The sequence below is a fragment of the Streptomyces liliiviolaceus genome (assembly GCF_018070025.1).
In the GTDB taxonomy this organism is placed as follows: domain Bacteria; phylum Actinomycetota; class Actinomycetes; order Streptomycetales; family Streptomycetaceae; genus Streptomyces; species Streptomyces liliiviolaceus.
Genome location: NZ_JAGPYQ010000001.1, coordinates 6,219,967 through 6,235,690 on the forward strand (window position 1 = coordinate 6,219,967; position 15,724 = coordinate 6,235,690).

General features: G+C 71.6%; 14 protein-coding genes. 5 read left to right on the top strand and 9 right to left on the bottom strand.

Annotation, left to right across the window (positions count from 1 at the left end):
- Positions 1–17 precede the first annotated feature (17 nt).
- The 8 genes from J8N05_RS27130 to J8N05_RS27165 form a co-directional block, all read right to left on the bottom strand.
- A complete protein-coding gene (locus J8N05_RS27130) occupies positions 18–872 on the bottom strand; it encodes an amidohydrolase family protein (RefSeq protein ID WP_247706509.1) in 855 nt (284 codons plus the stop codon).
- Positions 869–1,183, bottom strand: a complete 315-nt coding sequence (locus J8N05_RS27135; protein WP_210887093.1) for an L-rhamnose mutarotase — start codon at positions 1,181–1,183, stop codon at positions 869–871. Before J8N05_RS27135 ends, J8N05_RS27130 begins: the two co-directional genes overlap by 4 nt.
- Positions 1,180–2,187, bottom strand: coding sequence for an aldo/keto reductase (locus tag J8N05_RS27140; RefSeq protein WP_210887095.1), 1,008 nt, complete (start codon positions 2,185–2,187; stop codon positions 1,180–1,182). Before J8N05_RS27140 ends, J8N05_RS27135 begins: the two co-directional genes overlap by 4 nt.
- A 5-nt stretch (positions 2,188–2,192) precedes the next feature.
- Complete coding sequence (locus J8N05_RS27145) at positions 2,193–2,948, bottom strand: SDR family NAD(P)-dependent oxidoreductase (RefSeq protein WP_210887097.1); 756 nt, start codon at positions 2,946–2,948, stop codon at positions 2,193–2,195.
- Positions 2,945–4,327, bottom strand: a complete 1,383-nt coding sequence (locus J8N05_RS27150; protein ID WP_210887099.1) for an L-fuconate dehydratase — start codon at positions 4,325–4,327, stop codon at positions 2,945–2,947. The genes J8N05_RS27145 and J8N05_RS27150 overlap by 4 nt, the downstream gene beginning before the upstream one ends.
- Before the next feature lie 87 nt (positions 4,328–4,414).
- Positions 4,415–5,452, bottom strand: coding sequence for an ABC transporter permease (locus J8N05_RS27155; protein WP_210887102.1), 1,038 nt, complete (start codon positions 5,450–5,452; stop codon positions 4,415–4,417).
- Complete coding sequence (locus tag J8N05_RS27160) at positions 5,445–6,950, bottom strand: sugar ABC transporter ATP-binding protein (protein ID WP_210887104.1); 1,506 nt, start codon at positions 6,948–6,950, stop codon at positions 5,445–5,447. The genes J8N05_RS27155 and J8N05_RS27160 overlap by 8 nt, the downstream gene beginning before the upstream one ends.
- The gene (locus J8N05_RS27165; RefSeq protein ID WP_210887106.1) at positions 6,947–8,029 is read right to left on the bottom strand and encodes a sugar ABC transporter substrate-binding protein; all 1,083 of its coding nucleotides are present in this window, start codon (positions 8,027–8,029) and stop codon (positions 6,947–6,949) included. Before J8N05_RS27165 ends, J8N05_RS27160 begins: the two co-directional genes overlap by 4 nt.
- Positions 8,030–8,214: 185 nt before the next feature.
- Here J8N05_RS27165 and J8N05_RS27170 point away from each other — a divergent pair, with 185 nt between their 5' ends.
- Positions 8,215–8,961: a FadR/GntR family transcriptional regulator gene (locus J8N05_RS27170; RefSeq protein ID WP_247706510.1), complete on the top strand. Its 747-nt coding sequence runs from the start codon at positions 8,215–8,217 to the stop codon at positions 8,959–8,961.
- A 191-nt stretch (positions 8,962–9,152) separates the two neighbouring features.
- Positions 9,153–10,076, top strand: a complete 924-nt coding sequence (locus J8N05_RS27175) for a hypothetical protein (protein WP_210887108.1) — start codon at positions 9,153–9,155, stop codon at positions 10,074–10,076.
- A 98-nt stretch (positions 10,077–10,174) separates the two neighbouring features.
- Here the strand turns inward: J8N05_RS27175 and J8N05_RS27180 are convergent, their stop codons facing one another.
- Positions 10,175–11,074, bottom strand: coding sequence for a LysR family transcriptional regulator (locus tag J8N05_RS27180; protein ID WP_247706511.1), 900 nt, complete (start codon positions 11,072–11,074; stop codon positions 10,175–10,177).
- Positions 11,075–11,192: 118 nt separating this feature from the next.
- Here J8N05_RS27180 and J8N05_RS27185 point away from each other — a divergent pair, with 118 nt between their 5' ends.
- The 3 genes from J8N05_RS27185 to J8N05_RS27195 are packed head-to-tail and all read left to right on the top strand — an operon-like array spanning position 11,193 to position 15,702.
- Positions 11,193–11,897 carry an SDR family NAD(P)-dependent oxidoreductase gene (locus tag J8N05_RS27185; RefSeq protein ID WP_210887110.1) on the top strand — a complete coding sequence of 235 codons (705 nt, stop codon included), beginning with the start codon at positions 11,193–11,195 and terminating at the stop codon, positions 11,895–11,897.
- Positions 11,894–12,781 (top strand): NAD(P)-dependent oxidoreductase, encoded by an 888-nt coding sequence (locus J8N05_RS27190; RefSeq protein WP_210887112.1) that lies wholly within the window; start codon positions 11,894–11,896, stop codon positions 12,779–12,781. Before J8N05_RS27185 ends, J8N05_RS27190 begins: the two co-directional genes overlap by 4 nt.
- Positions 12,778–15,702: an AfsR/SARP family transcriptional regulator gene (locus J8N05_RS27195; protein ID WP_210887115.1), complete on the top strand. Its 2,925-nt coding sequence runs from the start codon at positions 12,778–12,780 to the stop codon at positions 15,700–15,702. Before J8N05_RS27190 ends, J8N05_RS27195 begins: the two co-directional genes overlap by 4 nt.
- Positions 15,703–15,724: the final 22 nt, after the last annotated feature.

The window sequence follows — 15,724 nt, forward strand, 5'->3', positions numbered from 1 at the left end:
GGAGGGGGCTTGTCGGCTCAGAGACCGTAGACGCGGGTGGCCGTGCCCGAGAAGATCTCCTCCCGCTCGCCCTCGTCGAGCTTCTCGGTCAACTGGTCCGCGATGTCGACGACTTCGGCGTACGAGGCCACGAGCGTGCACACCGGCCAGTCGGAGCCGAACATGAGGCGGCCGGGGCCGAAGGCTTCGAGCACCGTGTCCCCGTAGGGAACCAGGCCGCCCGCCCCCCAGCTCCGCGGGTCCGCCTCCGTGACCATTCCGGAGAGTTTGCAGACGGTGTTCGGCAGGGCGGCGAGAGCCCGCACATCGGTGGCCCAGGGCTCCCGTTCCCCCGTGCCGATGGGTGGCTTGCCCAGGTGGTCGAGCACGAAGGTGAGGCCGGGGTGCCGCTCCGCCGCCCGCGCGCAGGCGGGCAGTTGATGCGGCAGGACGACGAGGTCGTAGACGAGGCCCGCTTCCGCGACCGCCGCCAGCCCTCGGCGTACGTCCTCGCGCAGCAGCCATCGCGGGTCGGGTTCGCCCTGGACCTGGTGGCGGACGCCCCTGAGGTGTCGGCCGCCGGGCAGCTCGCGCAGGCGGGCCAGTTCGTCCGCGACGTCGGGGCGGGTGAGGTCGGTCCAGCCGACGACCGCTCCGATCAGTTCGTCGCTCTCCGCGAGCGCCAGGAACTCGGGGGTCTCCTCGGCCACCGTGACCGTCTGCACGAGGACGGTCCGGGCGACTCCGGCGGCACGGGCTTCCCGAGCCAGCTCCTCGACCGTGAAGTTCCGCCGCAGGGGCGCGAGTTCGGGGCCCTCGATCCAGTCCTGGTCCCTCACCGACAGGTCCCACACGTGATGGTGGGCGTCCACGATCCCCGTGCGGCCCGTCACGGCAGCTCCCAGACGACCGGCAGTCCGGCCTCCGAGCCCTCGGCCGAGTAGTCGTGCACCACGTCGAGGAGCTGGGCCATCCGGGCCTGCCAGGCGATGTTGACGGGCAGCTGCTCCAGTTCGGCGAGCAGGCGCGCGTAGTCCTCGCACTCCAGGAGGTGGAAGAGGTCGGGGCCGCTGCGCCAGATGGTCCAGGACGTGGCGCCCGCGGCGCGGATGGCGTCCGTGAGTTCCGTGGGCACCTGGCGGTGGGCGGCCTCGTACGCGTCGATGCGGTCGGCGCGGACCTTGGTGTGCAGGGCGACCCTCATGACGACTCCTCCTCGGAGGGGACCGGCGCTTCGACGGGCAGGAGGCCCGTCTCCCGCAGCTCCTGCCAGAGGCTCGCGGGTACGTCGGCCGTGAACTGGGCTGCGCAGTCGCGTACTTCATGGGGTGAGCGGGCGCCGACGAGGACGGCCGCGACCGCCGGGTGGGCGGCGCAGAAGGCGAGGGCCGCCGCCCGCAGCGTCGTGCCGTGCCGGTCCGCCGCCGCCTTGAGGGCCAGCGCCCGGTCCACCAACTCGGGCGGCGCGGCCCGGTAGTCGTACCTCGCGCCGGGTTTCGGGTCGGCCAGCAGGCCGGAGTTGAAGGCGCCGCCGATGACGACGGACGTGCCGCGTGCCCGGGCGGCCGGCAGCAGGTCGGTGAGCGCCCCCTGGTCGAGGAGGGTGTAGCGGCCGGCGCAGAGCACCACGTCGACATCCGTGTCGCGGACGAAGCGGGTGAGCATCCCGGCCTGGTTCATGCCCGCGCCTATCGCGCCCACCACCCCTTCCGAGCGCAGTTTCTCCAGCGCCGGATAGCCCTCGCGGAAGGCCTCCTCGGCGTGGTCGTCCGGGTCGTGGAGGTAGACGACGTCCACCCGGTCGAGGCCGAGCCGCTCCAGACTGGCGTCGAGGGTACGGCGTACGCCGTCCGCGGTGAAGTCCCACACCCTGCGGTGCGTGGCGGGCACCGCGAACCCGTCGGCCAGGTCGTCGCCGCCCGCGTCGGTGGGCTCCAGACGGCGGCCCACCTTCGTCGAGACGGTGTACTCCGCCCGGGGACGCCCGCGCAGGGCCGCGCCGAGACGTCGTTCGGAGTGGCCTATGCCGTAGTGGGGCGCGGTGTCGAAGTAGCGGACGCCCGCGTCCCAGGCGGCGTCCACGGTCGCGTGCGCCTGCTCCTCGGGGACCTCGCTGTAGAGGCCGGCGATACCGACCGTACCGAGGGCCAGCGCGGTGACGCCGACGGAACCACGGCCGAGCGCACGGGTACCCAGCTGCGTCCCCATGCCGGTCACCGGCCCGCCGGGCGCAGCCGCAGCCCCTGCATGCCGCCGTCGACCGCGAGGGCCGTCCCGGTGGTGGCGCCCGACAGCGGGCTCGCCAGGTAGGCGATGGCGCCCGCGACCTCGTCGGCCGAGACGAGGCGTCCGGTGGGCTGGCGGGCTTCCAGCGCGGTCCGCTCGGCGGCCGGGTCGGGCGCGGCGTCCAGGAGGCGGCCGACCCAGGGGGTGTCGGCCGTGCCGGGGTTCACGCAGTTGACGCGGATGCCCTCACGGACGTGGTCGGCGGCCATGGCGAGGGTCAGCGACAGGACCGCGCCCTTGGAAGCGGAGTACAGGGCGCGCTGCGGGAGGCCCGCGGTGGCGGCGATGGAGCAGGTGTTGACGACGGCCGCGTGCGACGACTTCCGCAGGTGCGGCAGGGCGGCCCTGGCCGTGCGGACCATACCGACGACGTTGACGTCCATGACGCGGTGCCAGGCCTCGTCGTCGTTGTCCTCCACGGTGCCCTGGGCGCCGATGCCCGCGTTGTTGACCAGCACGTCCAGGCCGCCGAGGTCGGCGACCGCGGCGGCGACGGCCAGGCGCACGGACTCGTCGTCGGTGACGTCGGCCCGGTAGCCGAGCAGCGGTTTCCGCACGCTCTCCGGGTCCAGGTCGAGCACGGCGACCTGGGCGCCGCGGGCGGCGAGGAGTTCCGCGGTGGCGCGGCCGATTCCGGAGCCACCGCCCGTCACCAGCGCCTTGAGTCCCTCGAAGTCACTCATGCCGCCTGCTCCTTCTGCTTCGCCGTCTGCTGTCGCTGCTGCCCGGCCTGCTGCCGTTCGAGGTCGGCGGCCCAGAACGTGCCGCCGGGGAAGGTGAACTCGGCGATGGACTCCGGCCGCATGGCCGCCGAGAAGCCCGGCAGGGTGGGCGCCCTGTACCGACCCTCCTGGATCACCACCGGGTCGAGGAAGTGGTCGTGCAGATGGTCGACGTACTCGATCACACGGTTCTCGGTGGTGCCGGACAGCGCCACGTAGTCGAACATCGAGAGGTGCTGGACGAGTTCGCACAGTCCGACACCGCCGGCGTGCGGGCAGACGGGGACGCCGAACTTGGCCGCGAGCAGCAGGATGGCGAGGTTCTCGTTGACTCCGCCGACCCGGGCCGCGTCGATCTGCAGGACGTCGATCGCGCCCGCCTGGAGCAGCTGCTTGAAGACGATCCGGTTCTGTACGTGCTCCCCGGTGGCGACCTTGACCGGCGCGACGGCCTCACGGACGGCGGCATGGCCGAGGACGTCGTCGGGGCTGGTGGGCTCCTCGATCCAGTACGGGTCGAACTCGGCCAGTGCTTTGGTCCACTCGATGGCCTCGTCGACGTTCCACCGCTGGTTGGCGTCGATGGCGATCCGGATGTCCGGCCCGACGACGGCCCGGGCCACCCGGCAGCGGCGTACGTCGTCGGCGAGGTCCGCGCCGACCTTCAGCTTGATCTGGGTGAAGCCGTCGGCGACGGCCTGGCGGGCCAGCCGGGTGAGCTTCTCGTCGGAGTAGCCGAGCCAGCCGGGCGAGGTGGTGTAGCCGGGGAAGCCGCGCTCCTTCAGCAGCGCGGTCCGTTCCGCCGCGCCCTCCCTGCCGTGGCGCAGCAGCCCGAGCGCGTCCTCGGGGGTGAGGACGTCCGCGATGTACCGGAAGTCCACCTGGGCGACGAGCCATTCGGGGGTGGCGTCGGCCAGGAGCTGCCACAGGGGTTTGCGGGCGCGCTTGGCGGCGAGGTCCCAGACGGCGTTGACGACGGCGCCGATCGCCATGTGCATCACGCCCTTCTCGGGCCCGAGCCAGCGTAGTTGGCTGTCGCCCGTGAGGTCGCGGGCGAGCGATCCCGGGTCCGCGCACAACTCGTCGACCGACCGCCCGACGACGTGCGGGCGCAGCGCCTCGATCGCGGCGACCTGGACGTCGTTGCCCCGCCCGATGGTGAAGGTGAACCCGTGCCCCTCCAGTCCGTCGCCCGTGTCGTCGTCGGTGCGCAGCACGACGTACGCCGCCGAGTAGTCGGGATCCGGATTCATGGCATCGGACCCGTCCAGCTCACGCGAGGTGGGAAATCGAATGTCATAGGTGTCGACCGCGATGACGCGAGCGGCGGATGAGGACACAGGAATACCTTTCGGTCAGGCCCCGTAAGGGGCGCGGGGAACTGCGCGCTCAGCCACAGCGGACCCGCAGATGCACACCACGCACGCCTAGTCCTGCGCCCGGCCGGTGGTCACACGGGCGATCATGAGGGCGACCAGGATGATCCCTCCATAGATGGCTTGGATCCAGAAGGACGGCACCTGCGCGAGCGTCAACAGGTTCTGCACCACGCCAAGAAGGAGAACGCCCGTGAGGGCCCCGAACATCGTGCCCTTGCCCCCGTCGAGACTGATCCCCCCGATCACCGCCGCGGCGAACACCGTGAAGATCATGTTCTGCCCCTGATTGGCATTGATCGCGCCGACATAGCCGGTCTGCATCAGCCCACCGACAGCGGCCAGCGTCCCCGCGACGACGAACACGCCGAGCATGACCCGCTCGACCCGGATTCCGGCCGCGCGCGCCGCGTCCGGATTGCCGCCGATCGCGTACAGGGCCCGTCCCCAGCGGTGGTACTTGAGGACGAATCCGGCGACCGCGAACGCCGCCGCGGCCAGCCACACCGAGATCGGCACGGTCAGGAAGGTGGTGGTGGCCAGCGTGTAGAACGCGTCGGGCATCCCGAAGAGCGTCTTGCCCTCGGTCGCGCCGACGAGCAGCCCGCGCAGGATGATCAGCATCGCGAGGGTCACGATGAACGCGTTGAGCTTGAGCTTCACGACGAGGAAGCCGTTGAACCCGCCGATGACCGCGCCGACGACGAGGATCGCGAGCAGGGCGATTCCCGCGGGCAGTTCCGTGCCCCAGCCGGACTGCGCGGCGGGCAGCAGCAACAGCGCGCCGACGGCGGGCGCGATGCCGACGACCGACTCCAGGGACAGGTCGAACTTGCCGGTGATGAGCACGAGCGACTCGGCGAGGACGACCATCGCGAGGGCCGCCGAGGCGCCCAGGACGGAGATCAGGTTCTGCTCGGTGAGGAAGGCGTCGTTGACGAACGCGCCGAGCACCAGCAGCAGCAACAGGGCCGGTACGAGGGCGAGTTCGCGCGCCCTGCGCAGGAGTACGGCCTTGGCGTCGGCCTTGCTCCGCAGGGGTCGCAGAGGGGTGGGGGCCGAGGCCGACGGGGCCTTCGTGTCAGCCATGGTGGTCCACTCCTTCGATGGAGGCGATCAGCTCGTGGTCGCGCCAGCCCGCCGGGTGCTCGGCGACGACACGGCCGTGGAAGAGGACGAGGACGCGGTCGCAGCGGCGCAGGTCGTCGAGTTCGTCGGAGACGACGAGGACGGCGGTGCCGTCGTCACGTGCCGAGTCCATGCGGGAGAGCAGGGACTCCTTGGACTTCACGTCGACGCCCGCGGTGGGGTTGATCAGGACCAGCAGCCTGGGGTCGGAGGCGAGCGCCCGGGCCATGACGACCTTCTGCGCGTTGCCGCCGGAGAGGTCGGACACGGGCTGGTCGGGTCCCTCGGTGTGGATGTCGAGGCGTTCGATCAGCTCTCCCGCGAAGCCGCGCCGGCGGTCGGTGCCGACGAAGCCGTACCGGCCGAGCCGGTCCAGGACGGTCAGGGTGGCGTTGTCGCCGACGGTCATCCCGAAGACGAGGCCCTGTCCGTGCCGGTCGCGCGGCACGCAGCCGACACCGGCCCGCAGGGCGGCCGTCACATCCCCGAACGGCAGTCGCCTGCCGTCCAGTTGCGCGCTTCCGGCGGTCGGCGTGTGCAGTCCCGTGAAGGACTCGGCCAGCTCGATCTTCCCGCTGCCGCTGGACCCGGCGAGACCGACGACCTCCCCACCGCGCACGCTCAGGTCGACACTCTCGTACGCGGGGGACGTCAGCCCGTGCGCTTCGAGGACGACGGGTGCGTGGGCGTCGACCTCCCCGTGGGCGGCCTTCTCCTCCACGGCGGCGATGGACTCCCCCGCCATGGCCTCGATCAGGGCGGCCCGCGGCAGGTCGGCGACCGGCGCGGTGGTGATCCAGCGGGCGTCCCGCAGGACCGTCACGGTCTGGCAGACCTCGTACACCTCCTGGAGGTGGTGCGAGATGAACAGGAAGGTGACGCCGGACTCCTGGAGCGCGCGCATCCGGACGAAGAGGCGCTCGATCTCGCGGTTGTCGAGCTGGGCGGTCGGCTCGTCGAGCACGATGAACCGCGCGCCGAAGCTCAACGCCCGCGCGATCTCGACCATTTGGCGGTCCTCGACCTTGAGGTCGGCGGTCCGCGCCTCCGGGTCGACGCGTACGTCCCAGGTGTCGAGCACCTCGGCGGCCTCGCTCCTCAGCCGGCGCCAGCTGATGAAGCCGCCGCGGCCCCGGGGCTGCCGGTTGATGAAGAGGTTCTCGGCGACCGTCAGCTCCGGTACGACGGTGGGCCTCTGGTAGACGCAGGCCACCTTGCGCCGCCAGGCGTCCCGGTCGGTGGGTGCGGGCGCGGGCTCGCCGTCGAAGCGGACCGTGCCCTCGTCGGGTGCCTGGAGGCCGGTCAGGACGGTGACGAGGGTGGACTTGCCCGCGCCGTTGCGGCCGACGAGTGCGTGGGACTCGCCCGCGTACACGGTGAGTCGGCCGTCGGCGAGGGCGACGGTCGGGCCGTACCGCTTGGCGATGCCCCGCGCCTCGACGAGTGGTGGTGTGCTCATTTGACCGTGTTGCCCCACAGCTCGGGGTCGTCGACGTTGTCCTTGGTCACCAGCGGCGCGGGCAGCTGGTCCTCAAGGATGCCGCCGGGCAGCTTCACGATCTCCGAGTCGTGGTCGGTGGGACCGGGCTCGAAGGTCTTCCCCTCCATCGCCGCCTTGATGTAGTACATGCCGTACTTGGCGTAGAGGTCGGCCGGCTGGGAGACCGTGGCGTCGATCTGGCCCTTGCGGATCGCGTCGTACTCCTGCGGGATGCCGTCGTTCGAGACGATCGAGATGTGGCCCTTCTCGCCGGCCTTCTTCAGCAGCCCCTTGGACTTGAGGGTCTGCAGCGTGGGCGCGAGATAGACACCGCCCGCCTGCATGTAGATGCCCTTGATGTCGGGGTTGGCGTTGAGGAGGGTGTCCAGCTTCGAGGCGGCGGTGTCGGACTCCCACTTGGCGGGGATCTCCAGGACCTTCAGCTTCGGGAACTTCTCCTTGACGCAGGTGCGGAAGGCCTCGGAGCGGTCGCGGCCGTTGACCGAGGCGAGGTCGCCCATGATCTGCACGACCTTGCCCGAGGGGATCTGCCCGCCGAGGTACTCGCAGGCCTTCTGCCCGTACGCCACGTTGTCGGCGCGGACGACCATCGCGACCTTGCCCTTCTCGGGCGCCACGTCGACGGCGACCACGGGCACGCCCTTGCGTTCGGCCTGGTCGAGGCCCGCGGAGATCGCGGCGCTGTCCAGGGGCGCCACGACGAGGCCCTTCACGCCCTGGTTGAGCTGGTTGTTGATGTCCGTGATCTGCTGCGAGGGGTCACTGTTCGAGTTGACGGTCTTGAGGGCGTCGACGTCCTCGGACTTCGCCATCTTGGGTACGTAGTCGTTGTACGACTGCCAGAACGGCGAGGTCAGCAGGGGCAGGATCACTCCGACCTTGCCGCTGCCGCCGCCCTTGCCGCCGCCGGAGTCGACGGTGTCCTTGGTGCTGCCGCATGCCGTGAGCGCGAGGGCGGCACAGACGGCCGCGGCCGTCGCACCCATCGCTCGCGAGGCGTTTCGCCCGTTCCTGTACCGCACAGTTCTGCCGGCCATCTATCGGCTCCTCATTGAGCGTGATCGAGTGCGATCGGGTGCGATCGAGCAGGTGCCACGCATATTTATCAGACCACTTCGCTCCGACAACACCCCTCGACCGCGATTTTCGCTGTTTCTGCGCGTAGTGGTCGGACCACCTGAGTGGTTAGACTGCGGCCCACCCGGCTACAGGAGGACATGGCGTGGACGAGAGCCTGCCCGAGGCGGCGACGGCGGCCCCGGCCGCGGCACCCGCGCCGGCCCCCCAGAAGGGGACCGTGACCCAGCGCGCCATCGACCGGATCAAGGCGATGATCGGCGAGGGCCGTCTGGAGCCGGGCGCACGACTGCCGACCGAGCGCGATCTGGCCGCGCAGCTCGGCATCTCCCGCAGTTCCATGCGCGAGGCGATCCGGGCGCTCACGGTGCTGGGCGTCCTGGAGGCACGGCACGGGTCCGGGATCTACGTCACGCAGCTGGAGGCCGGGGATCTGCTGGAGACGTTCGGCGTGGTCGCGGATCTCTCCCGCGGTCCGCGGCTGGTCGAACTCCTCGAAGTACGGCGGATCCTGGAGTCGACGGCGACGGCGCTGGCCGCCGCGCGGATCACCGCGGACCAGCTGGCCGAGGTGGAGAAGCACCTGACCGCCATGAACGCCACGGACGACCCGGAGGAGATCCTCTCCCACGACCTGGCGTTCCACCGGGTCATCGCGGGCGCCGCGGGCAACGAGACGATGGCGGCCATCCTGGACGGGTTGTCCTCGCGGACGTTCCGGGCACGGGTGTGGCGGGGGTATCAGGAGGAGGGGGCGTTCGAGCGGACCCGGCGGGAGCATGCCGCCATCCACCGGGCGCTGGTGGCGCACGATCCCGAGGCGGCGCGGGCGGCCGCGGCGGCCCATGTGGGCGAAGTGGAGCAGTGGCTGCGCGTCCAGCTCCAGCCGTGAGAGCGCCCGACCGGGGCGTCGGGTCCCGCGGCGACTGACCCCTGCGGGGCTGTCCTGTCGTGTAGAGGGTGTGCGGTTGTGCCGGGGGCACGGCCGCGCCACGAACACGGGGACGATGCGGGCCTTCGCTCCGTCGTCCCGTGGTTCCGCGCCCTTCGCGCATTTCGCAGCTCACGCATTCGGGAGTACTCATGTTACGTTCGCGCGCCGTTTCACTTGCCTGCGCCCTGGTGGCGGGCACGCTTCTGCTGACCGCCTGCAACGGCGACGACGAGGCCGCGGGCGCCGCGGCGGAGGCCACGAGCAAACTCGCATTCCAGCGGGGTACCGCCACCGAGAACGAGGCCGACCGGAGCGCCGGTGACTTCGCCGCCGCCGCCGCGCCGGCCGCCGCCGCCACGGCTCGCAGGCCGGTGATCCGCAAGTGGGTCCAGCTGAGCGCCGGCAGCGCGGGTGACCTCGACCCGGTGACCGTCAACGGCAAGGGATTCACCCTGTACAGGTTCGACAAGGACACCAGCAGCCCGTCGCGTTCCAACTGCACCGGCAAGTGCGCCACCACCTGGCCTCCGTATCTGGTGGCGCGCGACGGCAGGGTGTTCATCGACGGGATCGACAAGTCGAAGATCGGCTTCATCGAGCGGGACGGTGGTTTTCAGGTCACTCTCGGCGGCTGGCCCGTCTATCTCTTCAGCAAGGACGTCGAAGCCGGTGACACCAACGGGCAGGGTGTCGACGGCGTCTGGTTCGGTGTGACCCCGGACGGCGGGAAGGCGCAGGGCGGCACCGCGGCGGGAGGAGCGGCGGACGAGACGGGCGGAGCGGCGGACGGGGCCTCACCGCAGGAGTCGCCGCAGGCCTCGCCCACCTCCGACCCGGCCGGGAACGCGACCCTCTTCGAGGAGAAGGACTTCCTCGACTCGTCGCAGGGCGTCTCGGGTCCGGGCTGCCAGAACGTACGGTTCGACGGCTCGCTCCAGACCGGCGGAGGCTTCGTCAAGGTCTGGGAGGGACCGGACTGCACCGGCGCCTCCAGGTTCGTCGAGGGAGACGTCAAGGACCTGCTGGGCAGCACCGGACTCCGGGGCGTCCGGTCGGTGCGTTTCTTCGACTGACGCAGCACGGTGAGGGATTGACGTCGGGGTGCGGTGAGGGACTGACCGCCGCGGTGCGGATGTCGACGCGGAGGCCCCGTCGGCGTCCGTACCCTCTCTCAGAAAGTGCCGTCGTCGCGGGTGTAGTTGGAGCTGAGATCGAGCAGGGCGGAGACCGCGGGGCTCGGGGCCCGTCCCGCGCGGACCGCGAACGACAGCTTCGTCGTGGGCACGGTCCCGGACAGCGGCTTGACCACGACCCCCGTCGTGTCCATGGCCTCGTAGCGGGGGATGACGGCCGCGCCGCCCACGGCCCGTACGTAGGAGGCCGCCGACGCGATGTCGGTGATCTCCACCGACACACGGCGGGTGACCCCGAGTTCCCTGAAGGCCCGGTCCATGGCGGTGCGGGTGCCGAACCCGCTCGCCGCCTCGACGAAGTTCTCGTCGACGAGGTCCTTGAGGACGATGTGCTCCCGCCGCGCCAGCGGATGGTCGGCGGGCAGGACGGCCACGTACACGATGGTCGCGAACGGCCGCAGGTCCAGGTCGTTCGCCTCGGAGGAGGCCAGGGCGACGACGCCCATGTCGAGCCGGCCGCGGCGCACGTCCTCGGCGATCCCGCCGGCCCCGCTGCTCGACACCTGGATCTGTATGTCGACCAGGGGGTGCCGCTGGCGGAACGCCCCCACCAGGCGCGGCAGGTCGAGAGCCGTGATGCGCGTCATCGTGCCGATCCGCAGGCTGCCCCGCAGGCTTCTCGACGCCTCGCCGACGACCTCCCTGGCCCGCTCCGCGGCCGCGACGACGCTCTTGGCCTCGGGCAGGAACACCGCGCCCGCCGCGGACAGGGCCACCGCCCTGGTGGACCGCTCGAACAGCGACACCCGGAGGTCTTCCTCCAGGGCACGGACGGCTGCCGACACGGTCGACTGGGCGGCGAAGAGCCGCACGGCGGCGCGGGTGAAACTGAGCTCTTCGGCCACGGCGATGAAATAGCGCAACTGCCGTATCTCCATCCGCGAATCATCGATATACGCGATAACAGCTGTCAACACTTTTCGTTGGACCCGATAGCGGTTCGCGGGCAGCCTGGACACCGACCGAGATCCGGTGGTGCTCGATGAGAGGCTTGTCATGACGAACCAGGTACTGATCGTCGGTGGAACCGCGGGCATCGGCCGCGAGTTGGCCGCCGCGTACGCACGGCGCGGCACCTCGGTGGTGATCGCCGGCCGCGACGGTGCGCGCGCCGAGAAGGTGGCCGCGGACATCGGCTCCGACGCCGGGGCCGCTGCCGTCCGCGGCATCGCGGTCGATCTCTCCAGGCCCGCGGAGATCACGGCGGCGCTGGCCGGCATCGACCAGGTGGACTCGGTCGTCCTGGCCGGGATGCAGCGCGACAGCAACACCATCGAGAGCTACGACGTCGCGGGGGCGACGGAGTTGGCCGTGTCGAAGATCGTCGGCTATACGACGGTCGTCCACGCGCTGCGGACGCGCATCTCCCCCGGCGGCTCGGTGCTGCTCTTCGGCGGCATGGCCAAGGACGCGCCCTACCCCGGTTCCACGACGGTCTCCGCGGTGAACGCCGGTGTGGTGGGGCTGGTGGCGACCCTGGCCAAGGAACTGGCGCCGGTCCGGGTCAACGCCATCCATCCCGGCGCCGTCGGCGACAGCCCCTTCTGGGCCGGAAAGACGCAGTTCCTTGAGGTCGCCCGCGGGCGGACACTGACCGGCGCGCTGCCCACCATGGAGGACATCGTCGAGGGCTCCCTCTTCCTGCTGGGGAATCCGGCGGCCGACGGCGTCAACCTCAGCCTCACCGGGGGCCTGGCATGACCGGCGCCCTGCCCACGGTGGCCGTCGTCGGTATCGGCCGCATCAGCCGCCCCATGGTGGTACGCCTGCGCAGGGCGGGGCACGCCGTCGTCGTCACCAACCGGACCCGGGAACGGGCCCTCGACGTGGCGGACGAGACGGGCGCCCGGGTGGCCGGCTGTCCACGGGAGGCAGCCGAGTCCGCCGACATCGTCATCGTCTCCCTCGCCGACGACACGGCGGTGCGCGAGGTCTACCACGGGCCGGACGGCCTCCTGGCCGGGCTGAGCCCGGGGGTGACGGTGCTGGAGACCAGCACGATCGCCCCTTCGACGGTGACGTCCCTGGTGCCCCGAGTCCTGGAGCGCGGGGCCGTGCTGCTCGACACCCCGGTCTCGGGGTCGGTCGAACTGGCGGCGCGGGGCGAACTCACCGTGCTGGCCGGCGGCTCCAGGACCGCGCTGGACCAGGTGCGTCCGGTCATCGACGTCCTGGCCACCCGGGTCCTGCACTTCGGGGACTCCGGACGGGGCAGCGTCATGAAGCTGGTGGTCAACTCGCTGCTGCTGTCCCTGGGTACGGCGCTCGCCGAGTCCCTGGTGCTGGCGGAGCGCGCAGGCATCGACCGGGAGGCCGCCTACGACGCCTTCACCCGGAGCGCGGCGGCGGCCCCCTTCGTGCTGTACAACAAGGACAACTTCGTGACGCCGCGGGACGCCCCGATCCACATGACACTGGCGCTGGTCGCCAAGGACCTGACCCTGGTGAACGCGCTGGCGTCGTCCGTGGGGGCGCCCATGGCCCAACTGGAGGCGTCCCGCGCACTGATCGACCGGGCGCTGGCCGCGGGTCTGGGCGAACACGACGGCTCCGTGCTGGCCGAGTTCCTGCGAGGGAGTCGATGACCGTGCGGCCGGGTCCGGCGTCCGCCGGGGAGAACACGCTGCGCCTGTCGATCCTCGGCCCCCTGCGGGCGTGGCACCGGGGAACGGAGCTGCACCTGGGCCCTCCGAAGCAGCGGAGCGTACTGGCGCTGCTGCTGGTCAGGGCGGGTAGGCCCGTGCCCGTGCATCACCTCGTCGACAGCTTATGGGACGGCGATCCACCCGAGCGGGCGGTCAATGTGGTGCACCGTCATGTGGGCGCCCTGCGGCGGCTCCTCGAACCCGGGCTGACACAGCGGAGCGAGGCCCGTGTGCTCGTACGCGCGGCCGGCGGATACCGGCTGGACGTCGGGGAGGAGGCACTGGACCTCCATCGGTTCCGTACGCTGCGCGACGCGGGCCAGGAAGCGGCCGACCACGACCGGCCGGGGGAGGCGGCCGATCTGCTGCTCGCGGCCCTGGCACTGCGGAGCGGCCCGACGGCGGCCACACTGCCGCCCGGGCTCCGGTCGCACACCGACTTCGCCGCGGTCGACGCCGAGTACTTCCGTGCCGCCCAGGCCGCCGCGGAGACCGCTCTCGTCTCCCGGCGCACCCAGCAGGCGCTGCCGCTGCTCGGACAGGCCGCGCAGGAGGACTCGCTGAACGAGGTCCTCCAGGCCGGGTTCATCCGGGTGCTGGCCGCGGAGGGGCTCACCGCCCGGGCTCTGGAGCAGTACCGGCGCGTCCGCGGGCGGCTGGCGGACGAACTGGGTGTCGACCCGGGGCCCGAACTGCGCGCCGCCCAGGCCGACGTGCTGCGCGGCACCGTCTCCCCCACCGCCGACACGCCTCCGCGCACCTCGGCCGCCACGGCCGCCACGACTGCCCCGACCGCGTCGGCTCCCCCGGCTTCCCCGGCTTCCGAAGGCAGGAGTCCCGCCCTGGTGCGGCCCGCGCAACTGCCCGCGGCACTGCGGGTGTTCAGCGGGCGGCGGACGGAGATCGAGCGCCTGGACTCGCTGCTGCCGGCCGGCACCCGCACGTCCGTCGCGATCGGGGGCGCCCCGGGCGTGGGGAAGACCACCCTGGCCCTGCACTGGGCCCATCGCGCCGCCCACCGGTTCCCCGACGGGCAGTTGTACCTGGACCTCCGGGGGTACGACCCGTCGGGAGACCCCCTCACTCCGTCGACGGCGATCTGCCACTTCCTCGAATCCCTCGGTATCCCCAGCGAGCGCGTCCCGGCCGGCCTCGACAGCCGCACAGCGCTCTACCGCAGTGTGCTGGCCGGGCGCCGATGCCTGATCGTCCTCGACAACGCGCGCAACGCGGAGCAGGTGCGCCCGCTCCTGCCGGGCGGTCCGGGCTGCTTCACGGTCGTCACCAGTCGCGAACAGCTCACCGGTCTCGTCGCCTCGGCCGGCACGAGTCTGCTGACCGTGGACGTCCTGACGGTCGCGGAGGCCGTCGACTTCCTCACCCGCAGGCTCGGAAGGCCCCGGGTGGAACGCTCCCGTGAGGCGGCGCTCGCGATCATCGAGCACTGCGGCCGGCTGCCCCTCACCCTGGCCGTCGTCTGCGCACGCGCCGAGAGCCGCCCGGGCACCCCGCTGGCCGAGGTCGCGGCAGAGCTCGAACGAAGCCGCGACAGCCTCCAGGCCTTCACACTGAGCGGGACGAGCGACCCCGTCACGGACACCCGCTCCGTCTTCTCCTGGTCCTACCGTGCTCTCACCGGGCAGGCGGCCGACGCGTTCCGCCGGCTGTGGCTGAGCCCGTCCCCCGACGTGTCACCGCAGGCCGCCGCCAGCCTCACCGGCCTGCCGATGGAGAAGACCCGGCAGGTCATGTCGGAGCTGCACCGCGCCAACCTCTGGATCGAGTACGGGTCCGGCCGCTACGGCACCCATGAACTCCTCAAGAGGTTCGGCCAGGAGATGTCCCGCGCCGAGGACACCACCGCGTCCGTCGAGGGCGCCCGGCAGCGGCTGTACGACCACTACCTGCACTCGGCGCACCACGCCTCCAGCGCCGTCAACACCCACCGGGAGCATCCGACGCTGCCCCCGCCGGCACCCGGTACGCAGGTCATGACGTTCACGGGCACCGCCGGCACCGCCGACTGGCTGCACCACGAGATGCCCGCCCTGCACGCCATCGCCGTCCGCGACACGTACCACGGCGAGGGCGTGCGGCCCTGGCGGCTGGCGGCGGTCCTCGAACTGATCCTCGACCGCAGCGGACGCCGTCAGGAGCAGACGGAGATCCAGAGCGCGGCGCTGCTCGCGGCGCAACGCGCGGGCGACGCACAGGGACAGGCGCAGATGCACAGGTCGCTCGGGTTCGCCCTGGGCCGCACGCAGCAGGGCGACCAGGCGGCACGCCACCTGGAACAAGCCCTGGTGCTCTTCGCCGAGGCGGGCGATCTGCTCGGGGAAGCGCTGACGCACCGCTACCTGGCCTTCCTGCGGAACGCCATGGAAGCGCACGAGCAGGCACTGACGCACTACGAGGCCGCGCTGGCGCTGTACCGCACGGCACGCCACGAGCTCGGGATCGCGTCCGTCACCAACGAGGTCGGCTGGACCCGCATCCTCCTGCGGGACTTCGAGGGCGCCGTGGAATACTGCCAAAGGGCCGTCGACATCGCCCGCCGGGTCGGCAACCGCAATGTCGAGGCGGCCTCCTGGGACAGTCTGGGCGTGGCGCACCACCGTCTGGGGCGGGAGCCGGAGGCCCTGCGGGCGCTGCATCGGGCTCTGGAGCACTACCGCCGCCTGGGCGACGCGTACCTGACCGCCGACACGCTCGTGCACATCGGCAACGTGCACCGCTCCGCGTCTCCCGGCAAGGCGCGGCAGGCCTGGACCGAGGCGCTGGACATCCTCGACTCGCTCGGCCATCCCGAGGGAGAGCTGATCCGGGAGCGCCTCAAGGACATCGACGGCGGTTCGCGCTGAGCGCGCGGCACCGCCGTCCCAG

Coding starts and splice junctions, on each gene's coding strand:
- J8N05_RS27190 (WP_210887112.1), top strand. CDS start 11,894: ATGACCGGCGCCCTGCCCACGGTGGCCGTCGTCGGTATCGGCCGCATC.
- J8N05_RS27195 (WP_210887115.1), top strand. CDS start 12,778: ATGACCGTGCGGCCGGGTCCGGCGTCCGCCGGGGAGAACACGCTGCGC.
- J8N05_RS27140 (WP_210887095.1), bottom strand. CDS start 2,187: ATGGGGACGCAGCTGGGTACCCGTGCGCTCGGCCGTGGTTCCGTCGGC.
- J8N05_RS27160 (WP_210887104.1), bottom strand. CDS start 6,950: ATGAGCACACCACCACTCGTCGAGGCGCGGGGCATCGCCAAGCGGTAC.
- J8N05_RS27185 (WP_210887110.1), top strand. CDS start 11,193: ATGACGAACCAGGTACTGATCGTCGGTGGAACCGCGGGCATCGGCCGC.
- J8N05_RS27135 (WP_210887093.1), bottom strand. CDS start 1,183: ATGAGGGTCGCCCTGCACACCAAGGTCCGCGCCGACCGCATCGACGCG.
- J8N05_RS27165 (WP_210887106.1), bottom strand. CDS start 8,029: ATGGCCGGCAGAACTGTGCGGTACAGGAACGGGCGAAACGCCTCGCGA.
- J8N05_RS27180 (WP_247706511.1), bottom strand. CDS start 11,074: ATGGAGATACGGCAGTTGCGCTATTTCATCGCCGTGGCCGAAGAGCTC.
- J8N05_RS27175 (WP_210887108.1), top strand. CDS start 9,153: ATGTTACGTTCGCGCGCCGTTTCACTTGCCTGCGCCCTGGTGGCGGGC.
- J8N05_RS27145 (WP_210887097.1), bottom strand. CDS start 2,948: ATGAGTGACTTCGAGGGACTCAAGGCGCTGGTGACGGGCGGTGGCTCC.
- J8N05_RS27155 (WP_210887102.1), bottom strand. CDS start 5,452: ATGGCTGACACGAAGGCCCCGTCGGCCTCGGCCCCCACCCCTCTGCGA.